General features: G+C 67.3%; 21 protein-coding genes. 13 read left to right on the top strand and 8 right to left on the bottom strand.

The genetic code is table 11. The annotated features are described in order from the left end of the window. Complete coding sequence (locus CDO46_RS28745) at positions 1-543, bottom strand: outer membrane protein assembly factor BamE (RefSeq protein ID WP_243724592.1); 543 nt, start codon at positions 541-543, stop codon at positions 1-3. Between the two features lie 354 nt (positions 544-897). Here CDO46_RS28745 and fur point away from each other — a divergent pair, with 354 nt between their 5' ends. Continuing rightward, positions 898-1,317, top strand: coding sequence for a ferric iron uptake transcriptional regulator (gene fur / locus CDO46_RS26040; RefSeq protein WP_087841463.1), 420 nt, complete (start codon positions 898-900; stop codon positions 1,315-1,317). Between the two features lie 30 nt (positions 1,318-1,347). Here fur and recN read toward each other — a convergent pair whose 3' ends face one another. Together recN and CDO46_RS26030 are read right to left on the bottom strand one after the other, a co-directional pair. Then, positions 1,348-2,991 (bottom strand): DNA repair protein RecN, encoded by a 1,644-nt coding sequence (gene recN / locus CDO46_RS26035; protein WP_087841462.1) that lies wholly within the window; start codon positions 2,989-2,991, stop codon positions 1,348-1,350. 32 nt (positions 2,992-3,023) lie between these two features. Further along, a complete protein-coding gene (locus CDO46_RS26030; protein ID WP_087841461.1) occupies positions 3,024-3,920 on the bottom strand; it encodes an NAD kinase in 897 nt (298 codons plus the stop codon). 227 nt (positions 3,921-4,147) lie between these two features. Here CDO46_RS26030 and hrcA point away from each other — a divergent pair, with 227 nt between their 5' ends. From hrcA to dnaJ, 6 genes are all read left to right on the top strand, one after another. After that, positions 4,148-5,152 (top strand): heat-inducible transcriptional repressor HrcA, encoded by a 1,005-nt coding sequence (hrcA, locus tag CDO46_RS26025; RefSeq protein WP_087841460.1) that lies wholly within the window; start codon positions 4,148-4,150, stop codon positions 5,150-5,152. Positions 5,153-5,235: 83 nt separating this feature from the next. Then, positions 5,236-6,345 carry a ferrochelatase gene (hemH, locus tag CDO46_RS26020; RefSeq protein WP_087841459.1) on the top strand — a complete coding sequence of 370 codons (1,110 nt, stop codon included), beginning with the start codon at positions 5,236-5,238 and terminating at the stop codon, positions 6,343-6,345. Positions 6,346-6,349: 4 nt separating this feature from the next. Then, positions 6,350-6,730 (top strand): RNA-binding S4 domain-containing protein, encoded by a 381-nt coding sequence (locus CDO46_RS26015; protein ID WP_087841458.1) that lies wholly within the window; start codon positions 6,350-6,352, stop codon positions 6,728-6,730. A gap of 339 nt (positions 6,731-7,069) precedes the next feature. Then, positions 7,070-7,636 carry a nucleotide exchange factor GrpE gene (grpE, locus tag CDO46_RS26010; protein WP_087841457.1) on the top strand — a complete coding sequence of 189 codons (567 nt, stop codon included), beginning with the start codon at positions 7,070-7,072 and terminating at the stop codon, positions 7,634-7,636. 105 nt (positions 7,637-7,741) lie between these two features. Continuing rightward, positions 7,742-9,682 (top strand): molecular chaperone DnaK, encoded by a 1,941-nt coding sequence (gene dnaK / locus CDO46_RS26005; RefSeq protein WP_087841456.1) that lies wholly within the window; start codon positions 7,742-7,744, stop codon positions 9,680-9,682. Positions 9,683-9,887: 205 nt separating this feature from the next. Continuing rightward, complete coding sequence (gene dnaJ / locus CDO46_RS26000; protein WP_087841455.1) at positions 9,888-11,009, top strand: molecular chaperone DnaJ; 1,122 nt, start codon at positions 9,888-9,890, stop codon at positions 11,007-11,009. A gap of 23 nt (positions 11,010-11,032) precedes the next feature. Here the strand turns inward: dnaJ and CDO46_RS25995 are convergent, their stop codons facing one another. The 3 genes from CDO46_RS25995 to CDO46_RS25985 all read right to left on the bottom strand — a co-directional run bounded on the left by CDO46_RS25995 (position 11,033) and on the right by CDO46_RS25985 (position 13,856). Next, positions 11,033-11,998: a D-2-hydroxyacid dehydrogenase gene (locus CDO46_RS25995; protein WP_087841454.1), complete on the bottom strand. Its 966-nt coding sequence runs from the start codon at positions 11,996-11,998 to the stop codon at positions 11,033-11,035. A gap of 4 nt (positions 11,999-12,002) precedes the next feature. Continuing rightward, positions 12,003-12,974 carry a tripartite tricarboxylate transporter substrate binding protein gene (locus tag CDO46_RS25990; protein WP_087841453.1) on the bottom strand — a complete coding sequence of 324 codons (972 nt, stop codon included), beginning with the start codon at positions 12,972-12,974 and terminating at the stop codon, positions 12,003-12,005. A gap of 90 nt (positions 12,975-13,064) precedes the next feature. Next, complete coding sequence (locus CDO46_RS25985) at positions 13,065-13,856, bottom strand: class II aldolase/adducin family protein (protein ID WP_087841452.1); 792 nt, start codon at positions 13,854-13,856, stop codon at positions 13,065-13,067. A 121-nt stretch (positions 13,857-13,977) separates the two neighbouring features. Between CDO46_RS25985 and CDO46_RS25980 the strand changes: the two genes are divergently transcribed. After that, entirely contained in the window at positions 13,978-14,898 is a 921-nt protein-coding gene (locus CDO46_RS25980; RefSeq protein ID WP_087841451.1) for a LysR family transcriptional regulator, read from the top strand. Positions 14,899-14,933: 35 nt separating this feature from the next. Here CDO46_RS25980 and CDO46_RS25975 read toward each other — a convergent pair whose 3' ends face one another. Further along, complete coding sequence (locus CDO46_RS25975; RefSeq protein WP_087841450.1) at positions 14,934-15,812, bottom strand: LysR substrate-binding domain-containing protein; 879 nt, start codon at positions 15,810-15,812, stop codon at positions 14,934-14,936. 163 nt (positions 15,813-15,975) lie between these two features. Here CDO46_RS25975 and CDO46_RS25970 point away from each other — a divergent pair, with 163 nt between their 5' ends. The 5 genes from CDO46_RS25970 to CDO46_RS25950 all read left to right on the top strand — a co-directional run bounded on the left by CDO46_RS25970 (position 15,976) and on the right by CDO46_RS25950 (position 21,303). Further along, positions 15,976-17,559: a rhodanese-like domain-containing protein gene (locus CDO46_RS25970; RefSeq protein WP_087841449.1), complete on the top strand. Its 1,584-nt coding sequence runs from the start codon at positions 15,976-15,978 to the stop codon at positions 17,557-17,559. A gap of 17 nt (positions 17,560-17,576) precedes the next feature. Continuing rightward, on the top strand, positions 17,577-18,581 hold the full coding sequence (locus CDO46_RS25965; protein WP_087841448.1) for a tripartite tricarboxylate transporter substrate binding protein: 1,005 nt from the start codon (positions 17,577-17,579) through the stop codon (positions 18,579-18,581). A gap of 57 nt (positions 18,582-18,638) precedes the next feature. Beyond that, complete coding sequence (locus tag CDO46_RS25960) at positions 18,639-19,097, top strand: tripartite tricarboxylate transporter TctB family protein (RefSeq protein WP_087841447.1); 459 nt, start codon at positions 18,639-18,641, stop codon at positions 19,095-19,097. 10 nt (positions 19,098-19,107) lie between these two features. Next, entirely contained in the window at positions 19,108-20,619 is a 1,512-nt protein-coding gene (locus CDO46_RS25955) for a tripartite tricarboxylate transporter permease (RefSeq protein ID WP_087841446.1), read from the top strand. Between the two features lie 90 nt (positions 20,620-20,709). After that, complete coding sequence (locus CDO46_RS25950; protein WP_087841445.1) at positions 20,710-21,303, top strand: DUF2889 domain-containing protein; 594 nt, start codon at positions 20,710-20,712, stop codon at positions 21,301-21,303. Here the strand turns inward: CDO46_RS25950 and CDO46_RS25945 are convergent. After that, positions 21,293-24,076: a pitrilysin family protein gene (locus tag CDO46_RS25945; RefSeq protein ID WP_087841444.1), complete on the bottom strand. Its 2,784-nt coding sequence runs from the start codon at positions 24,074-24,076 to the stop codon at positions 21,293-21,295. The genes CDO46_RS25950 and CDO46_RS25945 overlap by 11 nt on opposite strands. Positions 24,077-24,099 lie beyond the last annotated feature (23 nt).

The following is a 24,099-nucleotide window of genomic DNA, read 5'->3' as shown; positions in this document are numbered from 1 at the left end:
TCATTCCTTGGTATTCGTGGCGGGTTGAGCGGGGGCCGCGTCGCCGGAGGGCGGTGCGGCGGGAGGCGCGAGCGGAGCGACCGGCGTGGCGACGGCGGGCGCGGAACCGGGGTCCAGGCTGGGAGAGGCGGCGTTGCCCTCGACCGTCAGGGGCGCCGCGTTCGGGGCCTGCTGGGCCGGCTGCGTGATGGCGCCCAGGGCCTTGCGCGTGTCCTTCTGCTGGAACGGCTGGCGGGCGGGCTGTTCATCGCCGGTCCAGCGCTCGAGCCGGTCGTTGACGAAATAGACGGTGAAGCGCCGTTCCTCGGTCTGCCCGTGGCCCGGCGTGAACAGGTACGGATAGTCCCAACGGTCGGAATGGAAAATGCTGGTCAGGGTAGGGCTGCCCAGGGCGAAACGCACCTGTTCGCGGGTCATGCCGGGGCGCAGCAGCTCCACTTGTTGCTGGGTCAGCCAGTTGCCCTGCTGGACGTCGGCCCGGTAGGGTTTGACGAAGTTCGGGACGTAGTTGTTGACCGAGCTGCATGCCGCCAGGCCCAGCAGCGCGGCCGGGGCCAGCCGCCGCAAGGTGCCGGCTTGGCCGTGGATGAAGGAAATCAGAGCGTTTGGCACAGATCCGCACTCGTCTTGATTGGGGAAACCGTTATCATAAAGCCCTCGGGGATTGCCTGGGCTTTTCCGGGGCTTTCCCGGCACTTCAGGACGGCTGCCGCGGGACGGGTAACAGGGCGCTTCGTGCGCCGAGCCGGGCCGTCCCGCCGCCTTCCATGCCGGAGCGCCGCGCCATGCGCGTGTCGCGCGCCAGATGGCTGACTGGGCTCGAAGACCCAGCACCCACGCCGGTTCCCGCCGTCCAGCGGGGACCGACACACGAAACCGCTTTCAGAAGGGATCATCATGACAGATCAAAGCGAACTCAAAAGTATAGGCCTGAAAGCGACCTTTCCCCGGCTCAAGATCCTGGATGTCTTCCGCAAGGCCGAAGTGCGCCACATGAGCGCCGAAGACGTCTATCGGGCCCTGATCGGCGAAAGCGTCGAGATCGGGCTGGCCACGGTCTATCGCGTGCTGACGCAGTTCGAGCAGGCCGGGCTGCTGGTCCGCAGCCAGTTCGACAGCGGCAAGGCCGTGTTCGAGCTGAACGAGGGCGACCACCATGACCATCTGGTCTGCACCAATTGCGGCAAGGTCGAGGAGTTCTTCGACGCGGAAATCGAAAAACGCCAGCAGAAGATCGCCAAGGATCACAACTTCGTGCTGACCGGGCACGCGCTGTCGCTCTACGGCATCTGCCAGAACTGCGCCAAGAGCCGCTGAAGGCAGGCAAGGGGCGGGCGCTGGCCCGCCTCAGTTGTTGCCTATCATTTCCCGCGCATGCTTGCGCGTCGTGGCGGTGATCTCTATGCCGCCCAGCATCCGGGCGATCTCGTCCACCCGTCCCCCCCTGTCCAGCCGATTGACCGTGGAGATCGCCGCGCCTTTCTCCTGGCGCTTGTCGACCCGCAGGTGCGTATTGCCGCAAGCGGCGACCTGGGGCAGGTGGGTGACGCACAATACTTGATGCAAACTGCCTAGTTCGCGCAGCAGCCTGCCCACCACCTCGGCCACCGCGCCGCCTATGCCCGTGTCGACTTCGTCGAAGATCAGGGTCGGAACCCGCGCTGCGCGGCTGGCGATGACGGACAGGGCCAGCGAGATCCGCGCCAGTTCGCCCCCGGACGCCACCTTGGCCAGCGGACGGGGCGTGGTGCCCGCATGTCCGGCGACGCGGAATTCGATGGCCTCCGATCCGTGGATACCGGGGTCGGCCGGCTCGACCGCGACCTCGAAGCGGCCGCCGGTCATGGCCAGCGTCTGCATGGCCTGGGTCACCGCCTTGGACAACGAGCCGGCCGCCTTCTTGCGGGCCCGGCCGAGCTTGGCGGCGGCGGCGTCGTAGGCGGCCTTGGCGGCTTCGGCCCTGGCGCGCAGCGCCTGGACGTCCTCGGCTTCCTTCAGGGTCTCGAGCTGGGCCAGCAGCGTGGCATGCCGTTCGGGCAATTCCTCCGGTTGCAGGCGGAACTTCCTGGCGGTGTCGAACACCGCCTGCAGGCGCGCCTCGACTTCGCCCAGGCGCTGGGGGTCGAGCTCCAGGCGCCCCAGATAGCTGTTCAGGTCGGAGACGGCTTCCTGCAACGCGATACGGGCCGATTCCAGCGCCTCGGACACCGGTGCCAGCGCGGCGTCGTGCACCGCCAGCTGGCCGATGCGCTGGGCCGCGGCGGCCAGGCGGGCATGGGCGGCGTCATCGTCTTCTTCCAGGGCGGCGATGGTCTGGCTGGCGCCGTCGATCAGCGACTGGGCATGGGCCAGCCTGCCGTGCTCGGCCTGCAGGTGCTCCCATTCGCCGTCCTTCAGCGCCAGCCTGTCGAGCTCGTCGGCCTGCCATTGCAGGCGCTCGCGCTCCTGCTGCAGCGAGGCCGCGTCGCGTTCCACGGCTTCGAGCCTGCGCGCCAGCTCGCGCCAGGCCTTCCAGGCCTGGGCCACCTCGCGCCGCAAGGCGCCGTGGTCCCCGTGGTCGTCCAGCATGTCGCGCTGGGAATCGGTCTTGAGCAGGCTCTGGTGCGCGTGCTGGCCATGGATGTCGACCAGGTGCTCGCCCAATTCGCGCAGCTGGGTCAGGGTGGCGGGTACGCCGTTGATGTAGCCGCGGCTGCGGCCCTGGGCATCGATGACTCGCCGCAGCACCAGGCTGTCGGTGTCCAGCTCGCGTTCGGCCAGCCAGTCCAGCAGGGCCGGCGGAACGTCGAACACCGCGCTGACCTCGGCCCGACTGGCGCCTTCCCGCAGCACCGACGCATCGGCGCGTTCGCCCAGGGCCAGCGCCAGCGCATCGATCAGGATCGACTTGCCGGCGCCCGTTTCGCCGGAGAAAACGGTGAAGCCGGGGCCGAATTCGACCTCGGTCTGGTCGACGATCACGAAATCGTTGATGTGCAGGGCGCGCAGCATACGAATGGGGCCGGTGGAAGGGGCGGGAAAGACTAGTCGATCGCGGTGCCGGAAATCTGGTTCCAGTGCAGCTTGCGCCGCAGGGTGGAAAAATAACTGTATCCGGCCGGGTGCAGGAAGCGGATGGTATGTTCGGCGCGTTTCACCAGGACGCGGTCGCCTTCCTGCAGCGACGACCAGCTTTGCATGTCGAAGTGCACGCTGGCGCTTTCGTCGCGGCCCCCCGGAGAGCGGGTGAGGGTGATGTCTATCGTGCAGTCGTCCGGGATCGCGATCGGCCGGTTCGACAGCGCCTGCGGCGCCACCGGCACCAGCACCAGCCCGCGCAGCGACGGATGCAGGATGGGGCCGTTGGCCGACAGCGCGTAGGCCGTCGATCCCGTGGGCGTGGCGATGATCAGGCCGTCGGCGCGTTGCTTGGACATGTACAGGCCATCCACCTGCACCGTGACTTCCAGCATGCCGCCCAGGCCGGCCCGGCTCAGCACCACGTCGTTCAAGGCCAGCGCCGAGACCAGCGTGGTTTCGCCCCGGATGACGCTGCAGGCCAGCAGGGTGCGGGTTTCCGACTCGAACTGGCCGTCGAGGATGCCGGCGATGGCGGTGCCGGCATCCTCGATGGGGACGTCGGTGATGAATCCCAGCCGGCCGTGGTTGATTCCCACCACCGGCACGTCCCAGGGCGCCAGCTGCCGCGCCACCCCCAGCATCGTGCCGTCGCCCCCCATGACGATGGCCAGCGACGCGCGCTGCCCGATCTCCTCGACGGTGGCGGAGGGGTAGTCCAGGACGCCGATATTGGTGGCGGTGTCCTTCTCGAACACGACCTCGCGTCCGGCATCGCGCAGCATCTGCGCGACCGCGCGCAACGGCGCGGCGATGCCGGTATCGTGGTATTTGCCGACGAGGGCGACGATGGGAAAATGCATGCAGGCATTATATGAGGGGAGACCCCCCAACGGGGCCCCATGTGGTCCTTTTTGCCATTCCCAATACTCAATCCGTTCACCCACCTTGAACGCCGTTCCTCTAAAGAACCCCGGCCCCTATCAGCCTGGCAGTTGCCAGGGCACTGCGGATCCGGCTCCGCCGGTCCGCCAGTGCCGCCCCCCCCGGGGGGGCGCGCGTAAGCGCGTAGGGGGGGTACAATCCCTTTATGGACGATCGCGCACGTACATTGTTGAAAGCTCTCATCGAGCGTTACATCACCGACGGACAGCCTGTCGGTTCGCGCACGCTCTCCAAGGTCTTCGACCTGTCGCCGGCCACGATCCGCAACGTCATGGCCGACCTCGAGGACCATGGCCTGATCCACAGCCCCCATACTTCCGCCGGGCGCGTCCCCACTCCCCGAGGCTACCGGATGTTCGTCGACTCGCTGTTGACGGTGCAGCCCTACGAAGTCTCCGAGGCCACCCACATCCAGACCCTGCTGCCTTCGGCCGAACCGCAGCGCGTCATCGCGGCCGCGGCTTCGCTGCTGTCCAAGCTGACCCAGTTCGCCGGCGTGGTGATGTCGCCCAAGCGCAGCCAGATGTTCCGCCAGATCGAGTTCATCCGGCTGTCCGACACCAGGGTGCTCCTGATCATCGTGACGCCCGAGGGCGACGTGCAGAACCGCATGCTGATGGTCCAGCGGGATTATTCCTCGACCGAGCTGACCGAGGCGGCCAATTTCTTCAACCAGCATTTCAGCGGCAAGTCGTTCGAGGACGTGCGCCAGATCCTCCAGCGGGAACTGAGCCAGTTGCGCGAGGACATCTCCCGGCTGATGGAGCTGGCGGTGGATGCCAGCGCCGAGGCGGCCACCGAGGACGACAGCGTCGTCATCTCGGGTGAATTGAACCTGTTGGGCGTGTCCGACATCACCGCCGACATGGACAAGCTGCGGAGGATGTTCGAGCTGTTCGAGAAAAAGACCGACCTGATGCAGCTGCTGGACGTCTCGAGCCGGGCGCAGGGCGTCCAGATCTACATCGGCGGCGACTCGCAGCTCGTGCCGATGGAAGAGGTCAGCGTCATCACGGCGCCCTACGGGGTGGACGGCAAGGTCGTGGGGACCCTGGGCGTGATCGGCCCCACCCGGATGTCGTACGAGCGGGTGATTCCCATCGTCGACATCACCGCGCGGCTGTTGTCCAACGCGTTGAGCCATCATTGAGCCGGCGTCCGCCGGCAACGGCCGGGGGCATCTCCGTCCCGCGCCGTTCCTCCCGCCATTCCTGAGACCCGCACACGCCACGCATGCGTTTCCTTCCCGAGCCGCCGCCGTCTTCCCTCCATCCCACCCGCACCGGCCTGCTGCTGGTCAACCTGGGCACGCCCGACGCACCTACTGCCTCCGCGGTCCGCCGCTACCTGGCCGAGTTCCTGTCCGATCCCCGGGTAGTCGAGATTCCGCGCCTGGTCTGGCTGCCCATCCTGTACGGCCTGGTCCTGACCCTGCGGCCGCGCGACGCGGCGGCGCGCTACGCCTCGGTGTGGACGCCCGAGGGTTCCCCGCTCCTGGCCTGGAGCCGCCGCCAGGCCGAGGCGCTGTCGCGCGCGCTGTCCGACCGGGGGCTGGTCGTGGAGGTGGCGCTGGCCATGCGCTACGGCAATCCGTCGCTCGAGGCGGCCATCGCCTCGCTGCGCGAGACCGGCTGCGAGCGCATCCTGGTCCTGCCGCTGTATCCGCAGTACGCGGCCAGCACCACGGCCGCGGTGTCCGACGCCGTGGGCGCGTGCCTGGCCCGGCTGCGCAACGTGCCCGAGGTCCGGTTCGTGCGCGATTTCCACGCCGATCCGGGCTATATCGAGGCGATGGCCATCCGCATCCTGGATTTCTGGCGCAGCAACGGGCGAGGCCAGAAACTGGTGCTGAGTTTCCACGGCCTGCCCAAGCGTTCCATCGCGCTGGGAGACCCCTATCACGAGCAATGCCTGGAGACCGGCCGGCTGCTGGCCGAGCGGCTGGGCCTGTATGCCGAACAGGTCGAGATTACGTTCCAGAGCCGTTTCGGCGCCGCCGAGTGGCTCCAGCCATATACTGAACCCCGGCTGAAGGAACTGGCGAAAAGCGGCGTGTCGGACGTGGACGTGTTCTGCCCGGGCTTCGTCGCCGATTGCATCGAAACCCTGGAAGAGATCGCGATGCAGGGCAAGGAAGCCTTCCTGCTGGCGGGGGGCCGGCAACTACGCTACATCGACGCGTTGAACGACTCGCCGGCGTGGATAGGGGCCTTGGCAGACCTGGCCGGGCGCCACATGCAAGGCTGGACCACCCGCTCCGAGGCCCGCCAGCCCACCGACGCGGCGCATGCAGCCGTCTTGCTGCAGCGCAAGAACGACAAGACGCCGGCGACGGACCGGTAATGTGATGGAAGAACTACGTATCGACAAATGGCTGTGGGCGGCACGGTTCTACAAGACCCGTACGCTGGCCCAGGAAGCGGTCGAGGCAGGGCAGGTGAAGGTGTCCGGCGAACGGGTCAAGCCCTCGCGCGCCGTGCGTCCCGGCGACATCCTGCAAATCCGCGCCGGAGACCAGGATTGGGAGGTCCTGGTCCGAGCCCTCTCCACCCAGCGCGGCCCGGCGGTCTTCGCGCGCACCCTGTACGACGAGACCCAGCAAGGCATGAAACGCCGCCTGGAAGCCATCGAACTGCGCCGCCAGAACGCCGACCCCGCCGCGACCCTGAAAGGCCGCCCCACCAAGCAAGACCGCCGCAAGATCGAGAGGTTTAGAACCCCCAATTGAGGACCCCCCCTACGCGCTGACGCGCGCCCCCCAGGGGGCGATGCGGGTGGACCGGCAAAGCCGGATCCACCGCATCCTGGGTCTAGTGGGACCATCTTGGGTCGTGGCCCGGTTGCTATCGCTGGCTGCCAGCGGTAGCAACCGTGCTTCAGTCCAAGATCGTTTCCCTAGACCCAGGAAACCGCGGATCCGGCTTTGCCGGTCCGCCGGTTTCGCCCCCTGGGGGGCGCGCGTTAGCGCGTAGGGGGGGGATATACTTGAAAGCGCAGATTTCACCCCCATCTCGCGCATAGAGTTCAAGCAAGTCACTGATTTTTCTGGTTTTTCATGGAGGCACCAATGTCGGCTGAGCACAAGCCTGGCGACCAACCCAATTTGGATCCCGAAAACGTGAACCCCGCTCCGGCGGCGGAAACGCCCGAAACCGAGGGCGGCGAGGATCCCATCGTCGCGCTGCAGGCCCAGCTGGCCGCGGCCCAGGCCGAGGCCAAGGACAACTACGATGCCATGCTGCGCGCCCGTGCCGAGGCGGACAATATCCGTCGTCGCGCCCAGGAGGAAGTCTCCAAGGCCCAGAAGTTCGGCATCGAGGCATTCGCGGAAAACCTGTTGCCGGTCAAGGACAGCCTGGAGGCTGCCCTGGCCCAGGAAAACCAGTCCATCGACACCCTGCGTGAGGGCGTGGATGTGACCCTCAAGCAGCTGATCGGCGCCTTCGAGCGCAACAAACTGGTCGAGATCGCCCCGGTGCCCGGGGACAAATTCAATCCGCACCACCATCAGGCCATCGCGTCGGTTCCGTCGGACGAGCCGGCCAACACGGTCCTGCAGACCCTGCAGAAGGGCTACATGATCGTCGATCGAGTACTGCGTCCGGCACTGGTGACGGTCGCGGCCGCCAAATAAGGCCCGCCGCGATCGAAAGAAGCTATCGCAGGCATTGAAATAACGAAATTCCCACCTATTTATTGATCAAGCGAAATTTTCTGATTTCTTTCAGGAACAAGGATTATGGGCAAAATCATAGGCATCGACCTGGGCACCACCAATAGCTGCGTCGCAGTGATGGAAGGCCAGCAGGTCAAGATCATCGAAAACGCCGAAGGCGCCCGCACCACCCCCTCGATCGTCGCCTACATGGAAGACGGCGAGATCCTGGTCGGCGCGCCGGCCAAGCGCCAGGCGGTTACCAACCCCAAGAACACCCTGTACGCCGTCAAGCGCCTGATCGGCCGCAAGTTCGACGAACAGGCGGTGCAGAAGGACATCGACCTGATGCCCTACGCCATCGTCAAGGCCGACAACGGCGACGCCTGGGTGCAGGTGCGCGACAAGAAGCTGGCCCCGCCGCAGGTGTCGGCCGAAGTGCTGCGCAAGATGAAGAAGACCGCCGAGGACTACCTGGGCGAGGAAGTGACCGAGGCCGTGATCACGGTGCCGGCCTACTTCAACGACAGCCAGCGCCAGGCGACCAAGGACGCCGGCCGCATCGCCGGCCTGGACGTCAAGCGCATCATCAACGAGCCCACCGCGGCCGCGCTGGCGTTCGGCCTGGACAAGTCGGAAAAGGGCGACCGCAAGATCGCCGTCTATGACCTGGGCGGCGGCACGTTCGACGTGTCCATCATCGAGATCGCCGACGTCGACGGCGAGAAGCAGTTCGAGGTGCTGTCCACCAACGGCGACACCTTCCTGGGCGGCGAGGACTTCGACCAGGTGCTGATCAACTACATCATCGCCGAGTTCAAGAAGGAACAGGGCGTGGACCTGTCCAAGGACGTCCTGGCCCTGCAGCGCCTGAAGGAAGCCGCTGAAAAGGCCAAGATCGAACTGTCGTCGGCCACGCAGACCGAGATCAACCTGCCGTACATCACGGCCGACGCCTCCGGTCCCAAGCACCTGAACCTGAAGGTCACCCGCGCCAAGCTGGAAGCGCTGGTCGAGGACCTGATCAACCGCACGATCGAGCCCTGCCGCATCGCCATCAAGGATGCGGGCGTCAAGGTCTCGGACATCGACGACGTGATCCTGGTCGGCGGCATGACGCGCATGCCCAAGGTGCAGGAGAAGGTCAAGGAGTTCTTCGGCAAGGATCCGCGCAAGGACGTGAACCCCGACGAGGCCGTCGCCGCCGGCGCCGCGATCCAGGGCTCCGTGCTGTCGGGCGACCGCAAGGACGTGCTGCTGCTGGACGTGACGCCCCTGTCCCTGGGTATCGAGACCCTGGGTGGCGTCATGACCAAGATGATCAAGAAGAACACCACGATTCCGACCAAGTTCTCGCAGGTGTTCTCTACCGCCGACGACAACCAGCCGGCCGTGACCATCAAGGTGTTCCAGGGCGAGCGCGAAATCGCCGCCGGCAACAAGGCGCTGGGCGAATTCAACCTCGAAGGCATCCCGCCCTCGCCGCGCGGCACGCCGCAGATCGAGGTCACCTTCGACATCGACGCCAACGGCATCCTGCACGTGTCGGCCAAGGACAAGGGCACCGGCAAGGAAAACAAGATCACGATCAAGGCCAACTCCGGCCTGACCGAGGATGAAGTCGAACGCATGGTGCGCGACGCCGAGGCGAACGCCGACGAGGACAAGCGCGTGGCCGAGCTGGCGCAGTCGCGCAACCAGGCCGACGCCCTGGTCCACGCCACCCGCAAGTCGCTGGAGGAATACGGCGACAAGCTCGAGGCGTCCGAGAAGGAATCCATCGAGGCCGCCATCAAGGATCTCGAGGACGTCCTGAAGGAAGGCGACAAGGCCACCATCGACGCCAAGGTCGAGGCGCTGTCCAAGGCTTCGCAGAAGCTCGGCGAAAAGATGTACGCCGACATGCAAGCCCAGGCCCAGGCCGCCGGCGCGGGTGCGGCTCCTGGCGGTGACGCCGGCGGAGCGAAGGCCGACGACAACGTGGTCGACGCCGACTTCAAGGAAGTCAAAAGAGACGACAAGTAAGCGGTACCCGCGGAGCGGCCTACAATGTGGGCCGTTCCGCTTTTCGTTTTGACTGCGCTGGTGCAGGCACCGGTGCAGGATTTGGGTAGGCCCCCTGGCTGCCCCGCGACGTCAGGGGGCCTACCCAAATCCGTCAATAGCACGCAACCGCTATTCACCAGAGATATTGCCGGCCTCGTGAAAACGGGCCACCGAAGAAAGAACCATGTCCACCAAACGCGATCTGTATGAAGTCCTCGGCGTTGCCCGCACCGCCACCGAGGAAGAAATCAAGAAGGCCTACCGCAAGCTGGCCATGAAGTACCACCCCGACCGCAACCCCGGCTCCAAGGAAGCGGAAGAGAAGTTCAAAGAGGTCAAGTACGCCTACGAGATCCTCTGCGAAGCCGAGAAGCGCGATGCCTACGACCGCTACGGCCATGCCGGCGTCGATGCGGCGGCCGCGGGCGGCATGGGCGGCGGGGCGGGGGGCTTCGCCGACGCGTTCGGCGACATCTTCGGCGAGATATTCGGCGGCGGCCGCCAGCGCGGCGGCGCCCAGATGTACCGCGGCGCCGACCTGAAATACAGCATGGAAATCACGCTGGAGCAGGCCGCCACCGGCTTCGACACCGAGATCCGCGTCCCCAGCTGGGACAACTGCGACACCTGCCACGGCTCCGGCGCCAAGCCCGGCACCCAGCCCAAGACCTGCCACACCTGCGGCGGTACCGGCGCGGTGCGCATGCAGCAGGGCTTCTTCAGCGTCCAGCAGACCTGCCCGACCTGCCACGGCACGGGCAAGGTCATCCCCGATCCGTGCACGGCCTGCGACGGCGTCGGCAAGGTCCGCCGCAACAAGACCCTGCAGGTCAAGATCCCGGCCGGCATCGACGACGGCATGCGCATCCGCTCCTCCGGCAACGGCGAGCCCGGCGTCAACGGCGGTCCTTCGGGCGACCTCTACGTCGAGATCCACATCAAGCCGCACGGCATCTTCCAGCGCGACGGCGACGACCTGCACTGCGAGCTGACCATTCCGTTCACCACCGCGGCGCTGGGCGGGGACCTGGAAGTGCCCACGCTGGGCGGCCGCGGCGAGATCAGCATCCCGGAAGGCACGCAGTCGGGCAAGGTCTTCCGCCTGCGCGGCAAGGGCATACGCGGCGTGCGCTCCAGCTATCCGGGCGACCTCTATTGCCACGTCGTGCTCGAGACCCCGGTGCGCCTGAACGACAAGCAGAAGCAGATGCTGCGCGACTTCGAGGCTTCGCTAAGCGAAGGCGGCGACAAGCATTCTCCGCAGAGCAAGTCGTGGACGGACAGGGTGAAGGAGTTCTTCAGCTGATATCGGACCGGACGACCGGACGTTCAGCGCACCCGGTTGCGCAGGCCGGCCCGGTCGCCGCTGGCCCAGGCACGCGCGTTGTGCGCGATGAGCGGCAGCACCTGGTCGGCATAACGGTCCGACTCGCCGCCGATGTGCGGCGTGATCAACAGCCTGGGTACCGACCACAAGGGATCGTCTTCAGGCAGGGGCTCGCGTTCGAATACGTCCAGCGCGGCGCCTGCCAGCCTGTCGCCGCGAAGTGCGTCCACGAGCGCGGCGGTATCGCATAGCGCCGCGCGCGCCAGGTTGATGAGGAAGGCGCCGGGTTTCATCGCCGCCAGCACGGCGGCGTCCACCAATCCCCGCGTTGCCTGGGTCAGGGGGGCCAGGAGCACCAGGAAGTCCGCTTGCGCAGCCACGTCGCGCAGCGTGCCATGGGCGTGCACCCGGTCGAAGCCCGCCACCTGGCGAGGGCTCGCCGATACCGCCAGCGTATGCATGCCCAGCGCCTGGCACTTGATTGCCAGTTCGCTGGCTATCAAGCCCGTTCCCACTACCGCGAGCGTCTTGCCGTGCAGCAGCGGCTGGCGTCGGCGCTGCCAGCGGCGTGCGCGTTGGTCCGCCAGGATGGACGGGAGATCGCGCGCCAGGGCGAGCATCAGCGTCAAGGCCATTTCCGAGACGGCCGGGCCGTGGATGCCGTGTGCCGACGTCAACGCCACGGCCGGCGGCAGGTCCGGATGATCCGCGATGCCGTCCACGCCGGAGGACAAGGCCTGCAGCCACTGCAACCGGGGCAAGGCACGCAGCAAGCCATGGTTCAACGCGCTGGCGAAACACGCCAGTGCCGTGGCCTGCCGAGCCGAATCGGGTATCGGCTGGTTCGGGCCAATCCAGTCGAACGCGAGATCAGGCAGGCGCCGGGTCAGTTCCCGCGCATAGTATTGGCCATCGGCGTTGACGATGAGCAGCCGGAAATCATCCGTGGATGCAGGGGACGTCCGCATGGCATCAGTCCGTGCTGATCTTCGCCGCCGAGATCAGCGGCCCGTAGGACTGCTGTTCGCTTTCGATGCGGGCCCGTACCGCGCTGGCGGTGGACGGCGCGGCTTCCTGGCCGAGCGCGTTCAGTGCCTGCCGGGCTTCCGGTGTCGCCAGCCACGCCCGGATTTCATCGCCAAGCTTGTCGATGATCGCGCTCGGCGTGCGCGCCGGGGCGTAGAGCGCGAACCACGTTTCCAGCTCATAGCCGGGGAAGCCCAGTTCGGCCAGGGTCGGCACGTCCGGATACATGCTGGAGCGTTGCAGCGACGTGGCAGCCAGTACCTTGATGCGGCCCGACTTGCCGAATCCTCCCAACGCGGCCTGGTCCAGCATGGCCAGCGGCGTGCGTCCCGACACCACGTCGGCGATCGCGGGGGCAAAGCCCTTGTAGGGCACGTGGTTGAGCCGCACGTCGGCCCGCTGGGCAAGCAGTTCCATGCCAAGGTGGGCGGAGCCGCCAATGGCATTGGACGCATACGACAGCGCGCCGGGCTTGGCCCGCGCCATGGCGAGCACCTCGTCCAGCGTATTGGCGCCGAGTTCGGCCGACACGCAAAGAAGGTACGGGCCCTTGGACAGCATGCTGATGGGGGCGAAGTCGGCCCGGACATCGTAGGGTACCTGCTTGCTGGTGAGCGGGATCAGGGACATGGTCGAACCGCCCGTCATCAACAGCGTGTAGCCGTCGGGGGTGGCCCGCGCGACCGCTTGCGCGGCGATCACGGTATTGCCACCGGAGCGCGATTCGACCAGCACGGGCTGGCCCAGGGTTTTTTCCAGGCGCTGGGCAAGCAGGCGGGACAAGCCGTCCGCACCGCCTCCCGGCGCGTACGGAATGATGATGCGTATCGGCCTGTCGGGATAGGCGTGGGCGGGCGTGGCCGCCAGGGCCAGCGCGGCGGCCAGGCCGGCGAACAGATAGCGGCAACGATGAAACATGCCTGTCTCCTTGCGCGCGGCTCTTGCCGCGCTGCGTTTTTGTCGTGAGGCCGGCGCGCGCCGGTGGCGGGCCGGATGCGATGGGGTGAATCAAGTGCGATAGGACGGATCCTTGCGGTCCAGCATGCGCAAGAGCGCGGGCCATTCGAGGTTGCCCAGGGGACTGACGGTTCCGTCCGAGCGGACCGTGCCGGGCGGACGGAAGCCGGCCGCGGAGATCTTGTCGGCCAGGGCGGAGTCGGGAAGAGTCAATTCCTGGCCGCTGGCCAGTGCATCGACCTGGGCCTGCATCGCCATTTCCAGGTGCCACATCATCGCGAAGGCCTGGCCGATGCTTGCTCCGGCCACCAGCGTGCCGTGGTTGCGCAGGATCATGACCGGCTTGTCGCCCAGGTCGGCGATCAGGCGTTCGCGTTCGGAGATCTGGTTGGCCAGTCCTTCGCTGTCATGGTAGGCAACCTTGCCGTGGAACAGCATGGCGTGCTGGGTCAACGGCAGCAGTCCGCACTTCATCGCCGACACGGCCATGCCGGCCCGGGTATGGGCGTGGATGACGCAGCGCGCATCCGGACGCGCGGCATGGACGGCACTGTGGATGACGAATCCGGCACGATGGACGGGATGCTGCGTGGGTTCGACGACGTTGCCGTCGATGTCGATCTTGACGAGGTTCGAGGCGCAGACCTCGTCGAACATCAGTCCGAAGGGGTTGAGCAGGAAGTGTTCCTCGGCACCCGGCACGCGCGCCGAGATGTGCGTATAGATGAGATCGGTCCACCCGTAGTGGGCATGGAGCCGGTAGCAGGCGGCCAGGTCCACGCGCATCTGCCATTCTTCGGCGTGGGGCACGGGGCGGGAGGAGGAGGGGGTATCGGTCCGCATGAATTCCTGAGCGTGTTCAATATGGCGAGGCGCTCCGGCCGCGCTTGGGATAGAGTATTGAATCGCCTGGTCGCGCCAAAGCCAATCAAAACATTTTGTTCGAATCTTGAGAAAAATCTGAATGAGCATCGAGACCCAGTTGAGCCTGCGGCAACTGCGGGCTTTCGTCGCCGTCTACAGGTTCGGCAAGCTCGCGACCGCCGCGAGCCGCCTTTCCGTGACCGAATCGGCGGTCAGCACCATGCTCAGACAGATGGAGTCCACGTTGAACCTGCGGTTGTTCGACCGCACCTCGCGGTCGCTGGTGCCGACCCAGGCCGCCCAGGAGATCATCGCCACCGCCGAACGCATACTGGGCGACGTGGCCTGGCTGGGCACGCGGATGGAAGACCTGGGCGACCGCCGTATCGGCCGCGTCCACGTGGCGGTCACCGCCACCGTGGGCAGCGTCCTGATGCCGGGCGTGGTGCGGCGTTTTCGCGACGCCTATCCCGGCGTGCAACTGGTGCTGGACGATTGCGCGCCGGACCAGTTCCTGGCCAGGGTGCTGTCCGAGCCCGTGGATTTCGGCATCGGCACGCCGGAGCGCGAGGACGCCCTGCTGATATCCCGGGTGCTGCTGCGCGATCACCTGTGCCTGGTATGCGCGACGGACCATCCGTTGGCGGGCCGCCGCCAGGTGCGCTGGCGTGACCTCGCCCGGGAGCCGGTCATAGCCGTGCGGCAGGGGTTGGCCTATGGCATGCGCGGCCGGATGGAGGCGGCCGCGGCCAGTGCCGGCATCGCGCTCAACGTCGTGCACGAGGTCAATTTCCTGTCCTCGGCATTCTGGATGGCGGCCAGCGGGCTGGGGGTGTCGATCTGGGCATCGGCGCTGGCGGGAGGCATGCGCTACGAGAATCTCACGCGCTGCCGGCTGGTGGGCCCGCGGGTACCGATGGATTTTTCGCTGGTGCATAAACGGGGCCGGAGCCTGTCGCCGGCCGCCGAAGCCTTCGTGGAAATCGCGCGCGACGAACTCGCGGGCATGGATACCCTTTAGGGCCTGTGCGAGCCTCCTTTTGGCGTGAACAGGTCCTAGGCAGCGCTTCCGCCGCGCAGGTCCAGCGGCCGCAAGGTGGACTTCAGCCCGTCGTAGACCTGGCGCAGCACCGGGTTCAGCGAGTCCGGGCGCATCCAGAGGTAGTAGCTCACGTCGGGCAGCCGGGGCAGGCCGTCCTTCTCGCCCAGCACCCGCATATCGGGCCCCAGCAGTTCCACCGAGCGGGCGGTCACGCCCAGGCCGGCCCGTATCGCAGCCTTGATGCCTATCATGTGCGGCGCGAGGTAGGCCGTGCGCCATGACATCCTGGCCGCATCGAGCGCGGTCAGCGCGATGCGGCGGTACAGGCTGTGTTCGTCCGCGATGATCAGCGGCACCGGCTTGCCGGGTTCGAAAACGTAGTCCGCCGAGCATAGCCAGACCGTGGGCGAGGTGCGTAGCACCATGCCTTCCAGCGCCGGATCCTCGCGCGTCGAGACCGTCAGGTCCAGTTCGCCCATGCGCAGCGACTCCATCAGGAAAGGGCTGCGGCCCACGTGGATCTCCATCTGCAGCCTGGGGGAGAGCCGCGCGATGTTCGCCAGCAGCGGCGGCAGGATGCTGTCGGCCACATCCTGCGGCGAGCCCACGCGCAGCGAGCCGGTCAGCTCGCGGTCTTTCAGGGCTCGCCACGCTTCGTCGTTGATGGCGATCATGTGCTTGGCGTAGTCCAGCAGCCTGCGCCCGTGCGCCGTCAGGCGCTTGTAGCGTCCGGCCTTCTCGAACAGCGGCACGCCCGCCTGCGCTTCCAGGCGCTGCATCTGCTGGGTCAGCGCCGCCTGCGTGCGGTGCGTCTTCTCGGCGGCCGCGAGGTAGGTCTCGTGTTCCGCGATCGCCACCAGGGTGCGCAACTGCGTCAGGTCGAAATTCTTCATATAAGAAATGCTTATATTTTAGGGTCGATTTCTAAATTGTGCTGGGTGTGCTCGCTGCATAGACTGTGGGTAGGTCAAAAGAATTATAAGTTTCCAAGATAGTTTTATCGAGGTCACCCAGGCCGGATGCGGGATCGACCGGCTTCATCCACAGATATCTCCCATGAGCAAAACCATCACCGCAGGGCAAGCGAAACAATGGCTGGACGAAGGCGGAGAGATCGCCTTCCTGGACGTGCGCGAGCACGGGCAGTACGGCGAAGAGCATCCTTTCTTCGTCGTGTCGGTTCCCTACAGCAGGCTGGAGCTGGACGTCGAGCGCCTGGTGCCGCGCAAGACCGTTCCCGTCGTGCTGCTGGACGACGGCGATGGCGTGGCCGAACGCGCCGCCGCGCGGCTGGAGGCGGTGGGCTATGGCCACATGCACGTGCTGCGCGGCGGCGCGGCCGCCTGGAAGGCCGCCGGCTACGGGATGTTCCAGGGCGTGCACCTGCCGTCCAAGACCTTCGGCGAACTGGTGGAGCACGCCTATCACACGCCCCGGCTCCAGGCCCCGGAACTGGCCGCCATGCAGGCGCGGGGGGAAGCGGTGGTGGTCCTGGACGGCCGTCCCGTGGACGAATTCCGCAAGATGAACATCCCGGGCGCGGTCTGCTGCCCCAACGGCGAACTGGCGCTGCGCATCCACGCGCTGGTGCCGGATGACCGCACGCCCGTGGTGATCAATTGCGCCGGCCGTACGCGCAGCATCATCGGCGCGCAGACCCTGATCAACATCGGCATTCCCAATCCCGTCTATGCCCTGGAGAACGGTACGCAGGGCTGGTATCTGAACGACCTGGCGCTGGAGCACGGCAACGACAGGCGCTATCCGCAGGTGGACGCGGCGGCGCCGGACTTGAAGGCGCGGCGGGACAGGGCCCGGGAGTTGGCCGGCCGGCACGGCGTCGCCGAGGTCGACGCGGCGACGCTGGCCGGCTGGATGCGCCAGGAGGATCGCACCACGTTCCTGCTGGACGTGCGCACCGGCGAGGAGTTCGCCGCCGGTTCGCTGCCTGGCGCCCAGCACGCGCCGGGCGGCCAGCTCCTGCAGGGCACCGATCTGTACGTGGGAGTCAAGGGCGCCCGGCTGGTGGTGACGGACGACGACGGCATCCGCGCGCGGGTGGTGGCGAGCTGGCTGGCCCAGATGGGGCGTGAAATCCATGTGCTGCCCCCCGAAGAATGGACCCGCGCGGGCGCGGCGCTGCCGCCGCCGGCGCCGGCGGTCGCCGTGCAGGGCCTGCCGCTGGTGGGCCCGGCGGAACTGGCCGCCCTGGTGGCCGCGGGCCAGGTGCAGATCCTGGACGTCCGCGCCAGCATGGCCTACCGCCAGGCGCATATCGCGGGGGCGCGCTGGGCCATCCGTCCGCGCATGGCGGGCCTGGCAGGCACGGAGTCGGGCGCGCTGGTGCGGGGGGCGGCCAGCGACGAGCTGGCCGCGCTGGCCGCGGGCGAGCTGCCCGAAGCGCTCCGCGCCGGGGCGCGCGCGCTGGTCGCGCCGGTTGCGCAGTGGCGGGAGGCGGGGCTGGCGGTCGAGGCCACGCCCGATACGCCGCGCGATGCAGACTGCATCGATTTTCTTTTCTTCGTCCACGACAGGCACGACGGCAACAAGGAGGCCGCCCGGCGCTATCTCGCCTGGGAAACGGGCCTGATCGGACAGCTCGACGCACAAGAGCGGGGCGCATATCGCATCTCGCCATGACACCTGAGGAGGAAAGCATGAAGACCAAGAACACGAAGCGAGGCGGCAGGGCGCCGGCGTCCGGCCTGCTCCTGGTCGCGGCGCTGGCCGTGGCGTGGGCGGGACCGGGGCGGGCGGCCGATCCGGGCGCCTTCCCGGCCAAGACGGTCCGGATGGTGGTGCCGGTATCGGCCGGCGGCAGCACCGACAAGATCGCCCGCCTGCTGGCGGAAAAACTGAATGCCAGGTGGGGCCAGGCGGTGGTGGTGGAGAACGTCACCGGGGCGGGCGGCTCGATCGGGGCGGCGCAGGTGGCCAAGGCGGCGCCCGATGGCTACACCCTGCTGCTGCACAGCGACGCCGTGGTGCTGAACACCGCGCTGCTCAAGAAGCCGCCCTATGCGCTCAAGGATTTCTCGGGGGTGGTGCGGGCCATCGCCAATCCGCAGATCCTGGTGGTCCGGCCCACGCTGGGAGTCAAGACCTTCCAGCAATACCTGGCGCTGGCGAAGAAGTCGCCGGGCCAGGTGACGGTCGGCCTGCCCACCAGCGGTGGAATCGCTCACATCGCTCACGAAATGATCCAGGCGCAGACCGGCATCGACGTCAACTACATCCCGTACCCCGGGGGCGGGCCGGCCGCGGTCGATGTCATGGGCGGGCACATCGACGCCACCATGATCACCATGGCCGCGGTCACCGAATTCATCAAGGCCGGGCGCCTCGTGCCGCTGGCCGTCACGACTTCCTACCGCTCGCCGGCGCTGCCCGACGTGCCGACCGTGGCGGAGTCCGGGGTGCCGGGATTCGACGTCGAGTCCTGGCAGGGCATCCTGGCGCCGGCCAAGACGCCCGCGGCCGTGATCGAGAAGATCAATCGCGACGTGATGGAGATCCTGCGCCAGCCAGACATCAAGGCGCAGGTCGAGAGCATGGGGTATGGCGTCGCGGGCGGCACGCCGGCCGAGTTCGACCAGTCGCTCAGGCAGGACCTGGAGCGCTATTCCAAGGTCATCAAGGCCGCGCGCATTACCTTGCAGTAACCGGGTGCGGGCCATCGCGCCCGCGGCTCCGGCCGACAAGACCAAGAAGAGGGGACCATGTATCCGCGTAGTGAAAAAAGGCTGGCCACGGGCCTGCTGTATCTATTGCTCGGGGCCGGCACGTCGCTGCTCGCCTTGGGCTATCCCATGGGCACGCCCGCGCGCATCGGGCCCGGCTATTTCCCGTTCTGGCTGGGGCTCCTGCTTGCGGCTCTGGGCCTGTCCATCACCGTGCGGGCGTACGCGGCGGGAGCGCCGCGGGAAAAACTGGCGCGCTGGGACTTCCGGTCGCTGTCCTGGATGACCGGATCGGTGGTGCTGTTCGGCGTCATGCTCAAACCCCTCGGGCTGGTGCTCGCGATCGCCACGCTGGTCGTCGTGGCCAGCCGCGCCAGCCACGAATTCACGTGGCGCGGCGCGCTGGCCAACGCGGCCGTCATGGTGGCGCTGATCGTCGGCGCATTCGTCCACGGGTTGGGGCTGCCGTTCAACCTGTGGCCGGCCTTCCTGGACTGAGGAGCCTCGCATGGAATTGTTGGACCATCTGGCGCTGGGCTTCGCCACCGCGCTGTCGTGGCAGAACCTTGCCTATGCCTTCGCCGGCTGCCTGCTGGGCACCCTGATCGGCGTCCTGCCCGGGCTGGGGCCGGTGCCGACCATCGCGATGCTGCTGCCCATCACCTATGCGCTGCCGCCCACGTCGGCGCTCATCATGCTCGCCAGCATCTACTACGGCGCCCAGTACGGCGGGTCGACCACCGCCATCCTGGTGAAGCTGCCGGGCGAGTCCTCGTCGGCAGTCACGCTGATCGATGGACATGCCATGGCCACGCAGGGCAGGGCGGGCCCGGCGCTCGCCACGGCGGCCATCGCCTCCTTCTTCGCCGGCTGCGTCGGCGTGCTGCTGCTGGCGGCGTTCGCCGCGCCGCTGGCCGAGATGGCGTTCAAGTTCGGGCCGGCGGAGTATTTCTCGCTGATGCTGCTGGGGCTGGTCGGCGCCGTGGCGCTGTCTTCCGAGTCGCTGGACGTGTCGCTGGGCATGATCGCCATCGGCATCATCCTCGGCCTGGTCGGGACCGACGTGAACAGCGGCACGGTGCGGCTGGCCTTCGAGATTCCACAGTTGATGGAGGGCATCGAGTTCACCTGCCTCGCCATGGGCCTGTTCGGCGTGGCCGAGATCGTGGCGAACCTGGAAATGCAGAAGGCCTCCGGAACGACAGCCGTGGCGCCCATCGCCAGCCTGATGCCCACCCGGGACGACATCCGGAGGATGGCGCCCTCGATCGTCCGGGGTACCGCGCTCGGGTCGGCCCTCGGCATCCTGCCCGGAGCGGGCGTGACCATTTCCGCCTTCTCGGCCTACACGCTGGAGAAAAAACTGTCGTCCAGGTCGGCGGAAATGGGGCATGGCGCCATCGAAGGCGTCGCCGCGCCCGAAGCCGCCAACAACGCCGCCGCGCAGACCAACTTCATCCCGCTGCTGACGCTGGGCGTTCCCGGCAGCGCCGTCATGGCCCTGATGCTGGGCGCGATGACCATCCACAACATCCAGCCGGGACCGCAGGTCATGACCAGCCATCCCGCGCTGTTCTGGGGCCTGATCGCGTCGATGTGGATAGGCAACCTGATCCTGGTGGTCCTGAACCTGCCGCTGATCGGACTGTGGGTGCGGCTGCTCAAGGTGCCGTACCGGCTGCTGTATCCAGCCATCCTGGTGTTCTGCTGCGTCGGGGTCTATTCGATCCAGAATTCGGTGGCGGACGTGTTCCTGGTCGCCTGCTTTGGCGTGGCCGGCTACCTGTTCGGCAAGCTGTCGATATCGCCGGTGCCGTTGTTGCTGGGCTTCGTGCTGGGGCCCATGATGGAGACGAGCTTCCGGCGCACGCTCATGGTGGCGCGCGGCGATTTCTCGGTATTCGTCACGCGGCCCATCTCGCTGGGGCTGCTGATCGCCACGGCGCTGTTGATCGTGCTGGCGCTTGCGCCGGCCATCCGGCGCAAGCGGGCCGTGGTGCTGGCCGAGGCGCAAGCCTAGCGTTGCTGGCATGGAGGCCGGGCCCGCCGATTCGATCGCGCGGGCCGGTGCCTCTACAATGGCTGGGCGCCAGCCAGGAAGCCTGCCATCATGCCTCTACCGGAACCCTCCGCCCGCCGCTCCGTCCACCACCGCGTCATCGACATGCAGACCTACGCCCGCGAAGACGGCCTCTACGACGTGGAAGCCCGGCTGGTCGACCGCAAGCCCTTTCCCTTCCAACTCATGAGTTCGGACGACCCGCTGCCCGCGGGAGAAGCGCTCCACGACCTGTGGATACGCCTGACGGTGGACGACGCGTATGTGATCCGGGACATCGTGGCGGCGTCGGATTCGACGCCCTGGCCGCTATGCAAGGAAGCCACGGACACGCTGCGCGTGCTGGTCGGCGAGCGCATCGCCCGGGGCTGGACGGCCATGGTCAAGGACCGGTTGCGAGGCGCGGCCAGCTGTACCCACTTGATGGAAATGCTGGTGCCGATGGCGACCACGGCCTTGCAAGGCATACGCGGGCTGCAGCGCGACATGCCCCTGCTGATGGGCGAGGAGCGGGCACGGGAGAAGATCGATTCCTGTTTTGCCTTCGGCCGCGACCGGGAAGTGGTGAAGATGCTGTGGCCGCAGCATGCGGCCGGGAGGCCCGACGGCGACGGGCCTCCCGACGGGGGGCGGACTACGGCTTGAAGGTCCCCGCCACCGCGGTGCTGAAGTCTTCGGGCTTGAAGTACTTGCGCAGCGCCGCGTTGACCTGCTCCGCGGTCAGGGCCTTGAGCTTGCGGTCGGATTCCGCCGCGAAGGCGAAGGTGCGGTCCAGGTCCAGGTAGTCCGACCAGGCACCCGCCAGCCGCCGATCCTGCGCGCGGGCCAGGTGGCGCAGGTTCATCAGCGAGTCGATGCCGTCCTTGACCTCTTGCGCGCTGAAGCCTTCGCGCAGGACGCGCTCGGATTCCTCCTTGATGGCCGTCTCCAGCCGCGCCCGGTTGCTGGGCGCGTAGATGGCGTACAGCGTCCACTGGCCCGAGGGTTCGTAGGACGAGGCCGACAGCTGGCTGCGCACGTTGTACGACAGGCCTTCGCGTTCGCGCACCCGCATCCACAGCCGCGAGGTCTCGGAACTGCCCAGCAGGTAGTTCGCCAGCATGGCCGCGGGATAGTCCGGATCGGTGTCCTGCAGCCTGATCGGCATGGTGGACAGGTAGAAGGCGTTGGCCTTGTCGGGCAGCGAGATGTCGAAGCGCTTGGCCGGCACCGCATGGTAGGGATCGTCCACGCGCGTGTAGGCCGGAGCCTTCTTCCATCCTTGCAGGCCCTTGGTCAGCGACTGCTCGACCGCCGCCGGGTCGAAGTCGCCCACGGCGGCCAGCCGCACGCGGCCCGCGCCGTAGAATCGGTCATGGAACTGCACCAGCGCATCGCGGGTCAGCGCCTTGTAGGCGGCCTCCTGCTCGTCGAAGCTGGGGGTGTAGCGCAGGTCGTCGGCAGGCCATGGGTTGTCGTGCCGCGCCAAGGCCTGTTGCGCGACGGCCGTGGGCTCCTGGCGGGCGCTTTCCACCGAGGCCAGGCCGCGGCGGCGGTACTCGTCCAACTGGTCTTCGGGGAAGTTGGCGTTGCGCAGCACGTCCAGCACCAGTTCCAGCGTGGCGGGCAGGTTGTCGCGGGTGGTCGAGATGTCGACCGCCGCGCTGGTGCCGCCCCCGGCGAAGCCGACGTCCGCCCGCAGCGCGTCGAAACGGTCCTCGATCTGCTGCCGCGTCATCGTGGCCGTGCCGTTGTCGAGCAGGGCGCCCACGGCGCGCGAGATCTCGCGCTGGCCGCGCAGCGTCTCGGCGTCGCCGAACTGCACCACCAGGCGGGCATTGACCAGGTGGCCGCGCGTCGACTTGGGCAGCAGCGCCAGCTTGACCGGCCCGTTGGGCAGGTCCAGCGTCTTGCGCTGGGTGCGGGCGTCGATATTGGCCGGCGTGGCGTCGAAGGCCTCGGCCTGCACGAAGTCGGTGTCGCCCTTGTAGCCTTTCAGCTCGGCCTGCAGGTCCAGGGGCTGCGGCGCGGGAGCGCGCTGGGGACCGTCGGTCGGGATGTAGGTGCCCAGCGTGCGGTTCGATTGCAGCAGGTAGCTTTCCGCCACGCGCTGCACGTCGGCCAGCTTCAGGTCGCGGATACGGTCCCGGGTCACGAAGAACAGTCGCCAGTCGCCCTGGGCGATGCTCTCGGACAGCGACACGCCCACCTTCTGCGGATCGCTGTAGGCCATGTCCCAGTCCTTGAGCCAGCGGGTGCGCGCGCGCTCCAGCTCTTCGCTGGTGATCGGCTGCGCCTTGATGGACTCGATGGTCTCCAGCATCTTGTCGCGCGCGGCATCCAGGCTGGCGCCGGGCTGCAGCTGGGCGCCCATCATGATCATGCCCGGATCGTACATGCCGAAGGTGAAGCCGAAGGTGGAGGCGGCCAGCTTGGTTTCCACCAGCGACTTGTACAACCGGCCCGAGGGCGCGTCGCCCAGGATGCCGGCCAGCATTTCCATGGCCGCGGAATCGGCCGCGCCGCCCTGCGGCGTGTGGTACATGGCCGCGACCATGGGCGAGCCGCCGGCGCGGCGCAGCGTGACGCTACGCTCGCCGTCCTGGACCGGTTCCTCGGTGTACAGGCGCGGCAGGGTGCGCTTGGGCTTGGGTATCTTGCCGAAGGTGCGGGCGATGACGGCCAGCGTCTTGGCCTCGTCGAACTGGCCCGAGACGATCAGCACGGCGTTGTCCGGCTGGTAGTAGGTACGGTAGAAGGCCTGCAGGCGGCCGATGTCGACGTTCTCGACGTCCGAGCGCGCGCCTATCGTGGTCTTGCCGTAGTTGTGCCACTGATAGGCCGCGGCCATCATCTTGCTCATCAGCACACGGAACGGATTGTTCTCGCCGCTTTCCATCTCGTTGCGCACGACGGTCATTTCCGAGTCCAGGTCCTTGCGCGCGATCAGCGAGTTGACCATGGCGTCGGCCTGCCAGCCCAGGTACCAGTCCAGGTTGGCCTCGTTGGCGGCGAAGCTGGCGAAATAGTTCGTGCGGTCGGTCCAGGTGCTGCCGTTGGCCTGCAGGCCGCGGCGCGAAAACTCGGCCAGCGCGTTGCGCATCGTGGGCGTACCCTTGAACAGCATGTGTTCCAGCAGGTGCGCCATGCCGGTTTCGCCGTAGTTTTCCTGGCGGGAACCCACGAGATAGGTCATGTTGACCGTAGTGGTCGGCTTGGACTGGTCGGGTGCCAGCAGGATGCGCAACCCGTTGTTCAGCCGGTATTCGTTGATGCCTTCGACCGAGGTGACCTTCTGTACGCCGGCAGGGACGGCTGCCTGCGTCCGGGCCTGGGCGGCGTGGGTAGCCGGCGGCAGCAGGGCGGCCGCGGACAGGGCCACGCAGGCGAAGGCCCGGCCCAGGAGACCGGAGCGGTTGGCGGTGAGCGATGATGGCATAGGCGGACTCGAACCGTTCAGGA

Source organism: Pigmentiphaga sp. NML030171 (assembly GCF_002188635.1).
GTDB lineage: Bacteria > Pseudomonadota > Gammaproteobacteria > Burkholderiales > Burkholderiaceae_B > Pigmentiphaga > Pigmentiphaga daeguensis.
Note: the sequence above shows the minus strand (reverse complement) of the source record. Positions and strands in the feature narration are given on the sequence as shown.

Coding starts and splice junctions, on each gene's coding strand:
- CDO46_RS26030 (WP_087841461.1), bottom strand. CDS start 3,920: ATGCATTTTCCCATCGTCGCCCTCGTCGGCAAATACCACGATACCGGC.
- grpE (WP_087841457.1), top strand. CDS start 7,070: ATGTCGGCTGAGCACAAGCCTGGCGACCAACCCAATTTGGATCCCGAA.
- CDO46_RS25950 (WP_087841445.1), top strand. CDS start 20,710: ATGCCTCTACCGGAACCCTCCGCCCGCCGCTCCGTCCACCACCGCGTC.
- CDO46_RS25955 (WP_087841446.1), top strand. CDS start 19,108: ATGGAATTGTTGGACCATCTGGCGCTGGGCTTCGCCACCGCGCTGTCG.
- hemH (WP_087841459.1), top strand. CDS start 5,236: ATGCGTTTCCTTCCCGAGCCGCCGCCGTCTTCCCTCCATCCCACCCGC.
- CDO46_RS26015 (WP_087841458.1), top strand. CDS start 6,350: ATGGAAGAACTACGTATCGACAAATGGCTGTGGGCGGCACGGTTCTAC.
- CDO46_RS25990 (WP_087841453.1), bottom strand. CDS start 12,974: ATGTTTCATCGTTGCCGCTATCTGTTCGCCGGCCTGGCCGCCGCGCTG.
- CDO46_RS25965 (WP_087841448.1), top strand. CDS start 17,577: ATGAAGACCAAGAACACGAAGCGAGGCGGCAGGGCGCCGGCGTCCGGC.
- CDO46_RS25945 (WP_087841444.1), bottom strand. CDS start 24,076: ATGCCATCATCGCTCACCGCCAACCGCTCCGGTCTCCTGGGCCGGGCC.
- fur (WP_087841463.1), top strand. CDS start 898: ATGACAGATCAAAGCGAACTCAAAAGTATAGGCCTGAAAGCGACCTTT.
- CDO46_RS25960 (WP_087841447.1), top strand. CDS start 18,639: ATGTATCCGCGTAGTGAAAAAAGGCTGGCCACGGGCCTGCTGTATCTA.
- dnaJ (WP_087841455.1), top strand. CDS start 9,888: ATGTCCACCAAACGCGATCTGTATGAAGTCCTCGGCGTTGCCCGCACC.
- CDO46_RS25975 (WP_087841450.1), bottom strand. CDS start 15,812: ATGAAGAATTTCGACCTGACGCAGTTGCGCACCCTGGTGGCGATCGCG.
- CDO46_RS25980 (WP_087841451.1), top strand. CDS start 13,978: ATGAGCATCGAGACCCAGTTGAGCCTGCGGCAACTGCGGGCTTTCGTC.
- CDO46_RS25985 (WP_087841452.1), bottom strand. CDS start 13,856: ATGCGGACCGATACCCCCTCCTCCTCCCGCCCCGTGCCCCACGCCGAA.
- CDO46_RS25970 (WP_087841449.1), top strand. CDS start 15,976: ATGAGCAAAACCATCACCGCAGGGCAAGCGAAACAATGGCTGGACGAA.
- CDO46_RS25995 (WP_087841454.1), bottom strand. CDS start 11,998: ATGCGGACGTCCCCTGCATCCACGGATGATTTCCGGCTGCTCATCGTC.
- recN (WP_087841462.1), bottom strand. CDS start 2,991: ATGCTGCGCGCCCTGCACATCAACGATTTCGTGATCGTCGACCAGACC.
- hrcA (WP_087841460.1), top strand. CDS start 4,148: ATGGACGATCGCGCACGTACATTGTTGAAAGCTCTCATCGAGCGTTAC.
- dnaK (WP_087841456.1), top strand. CDS start 7,742: ATGGGCAAAATCATAGGCATCGACCTGGGCACCACCAATAGCTGCGTC.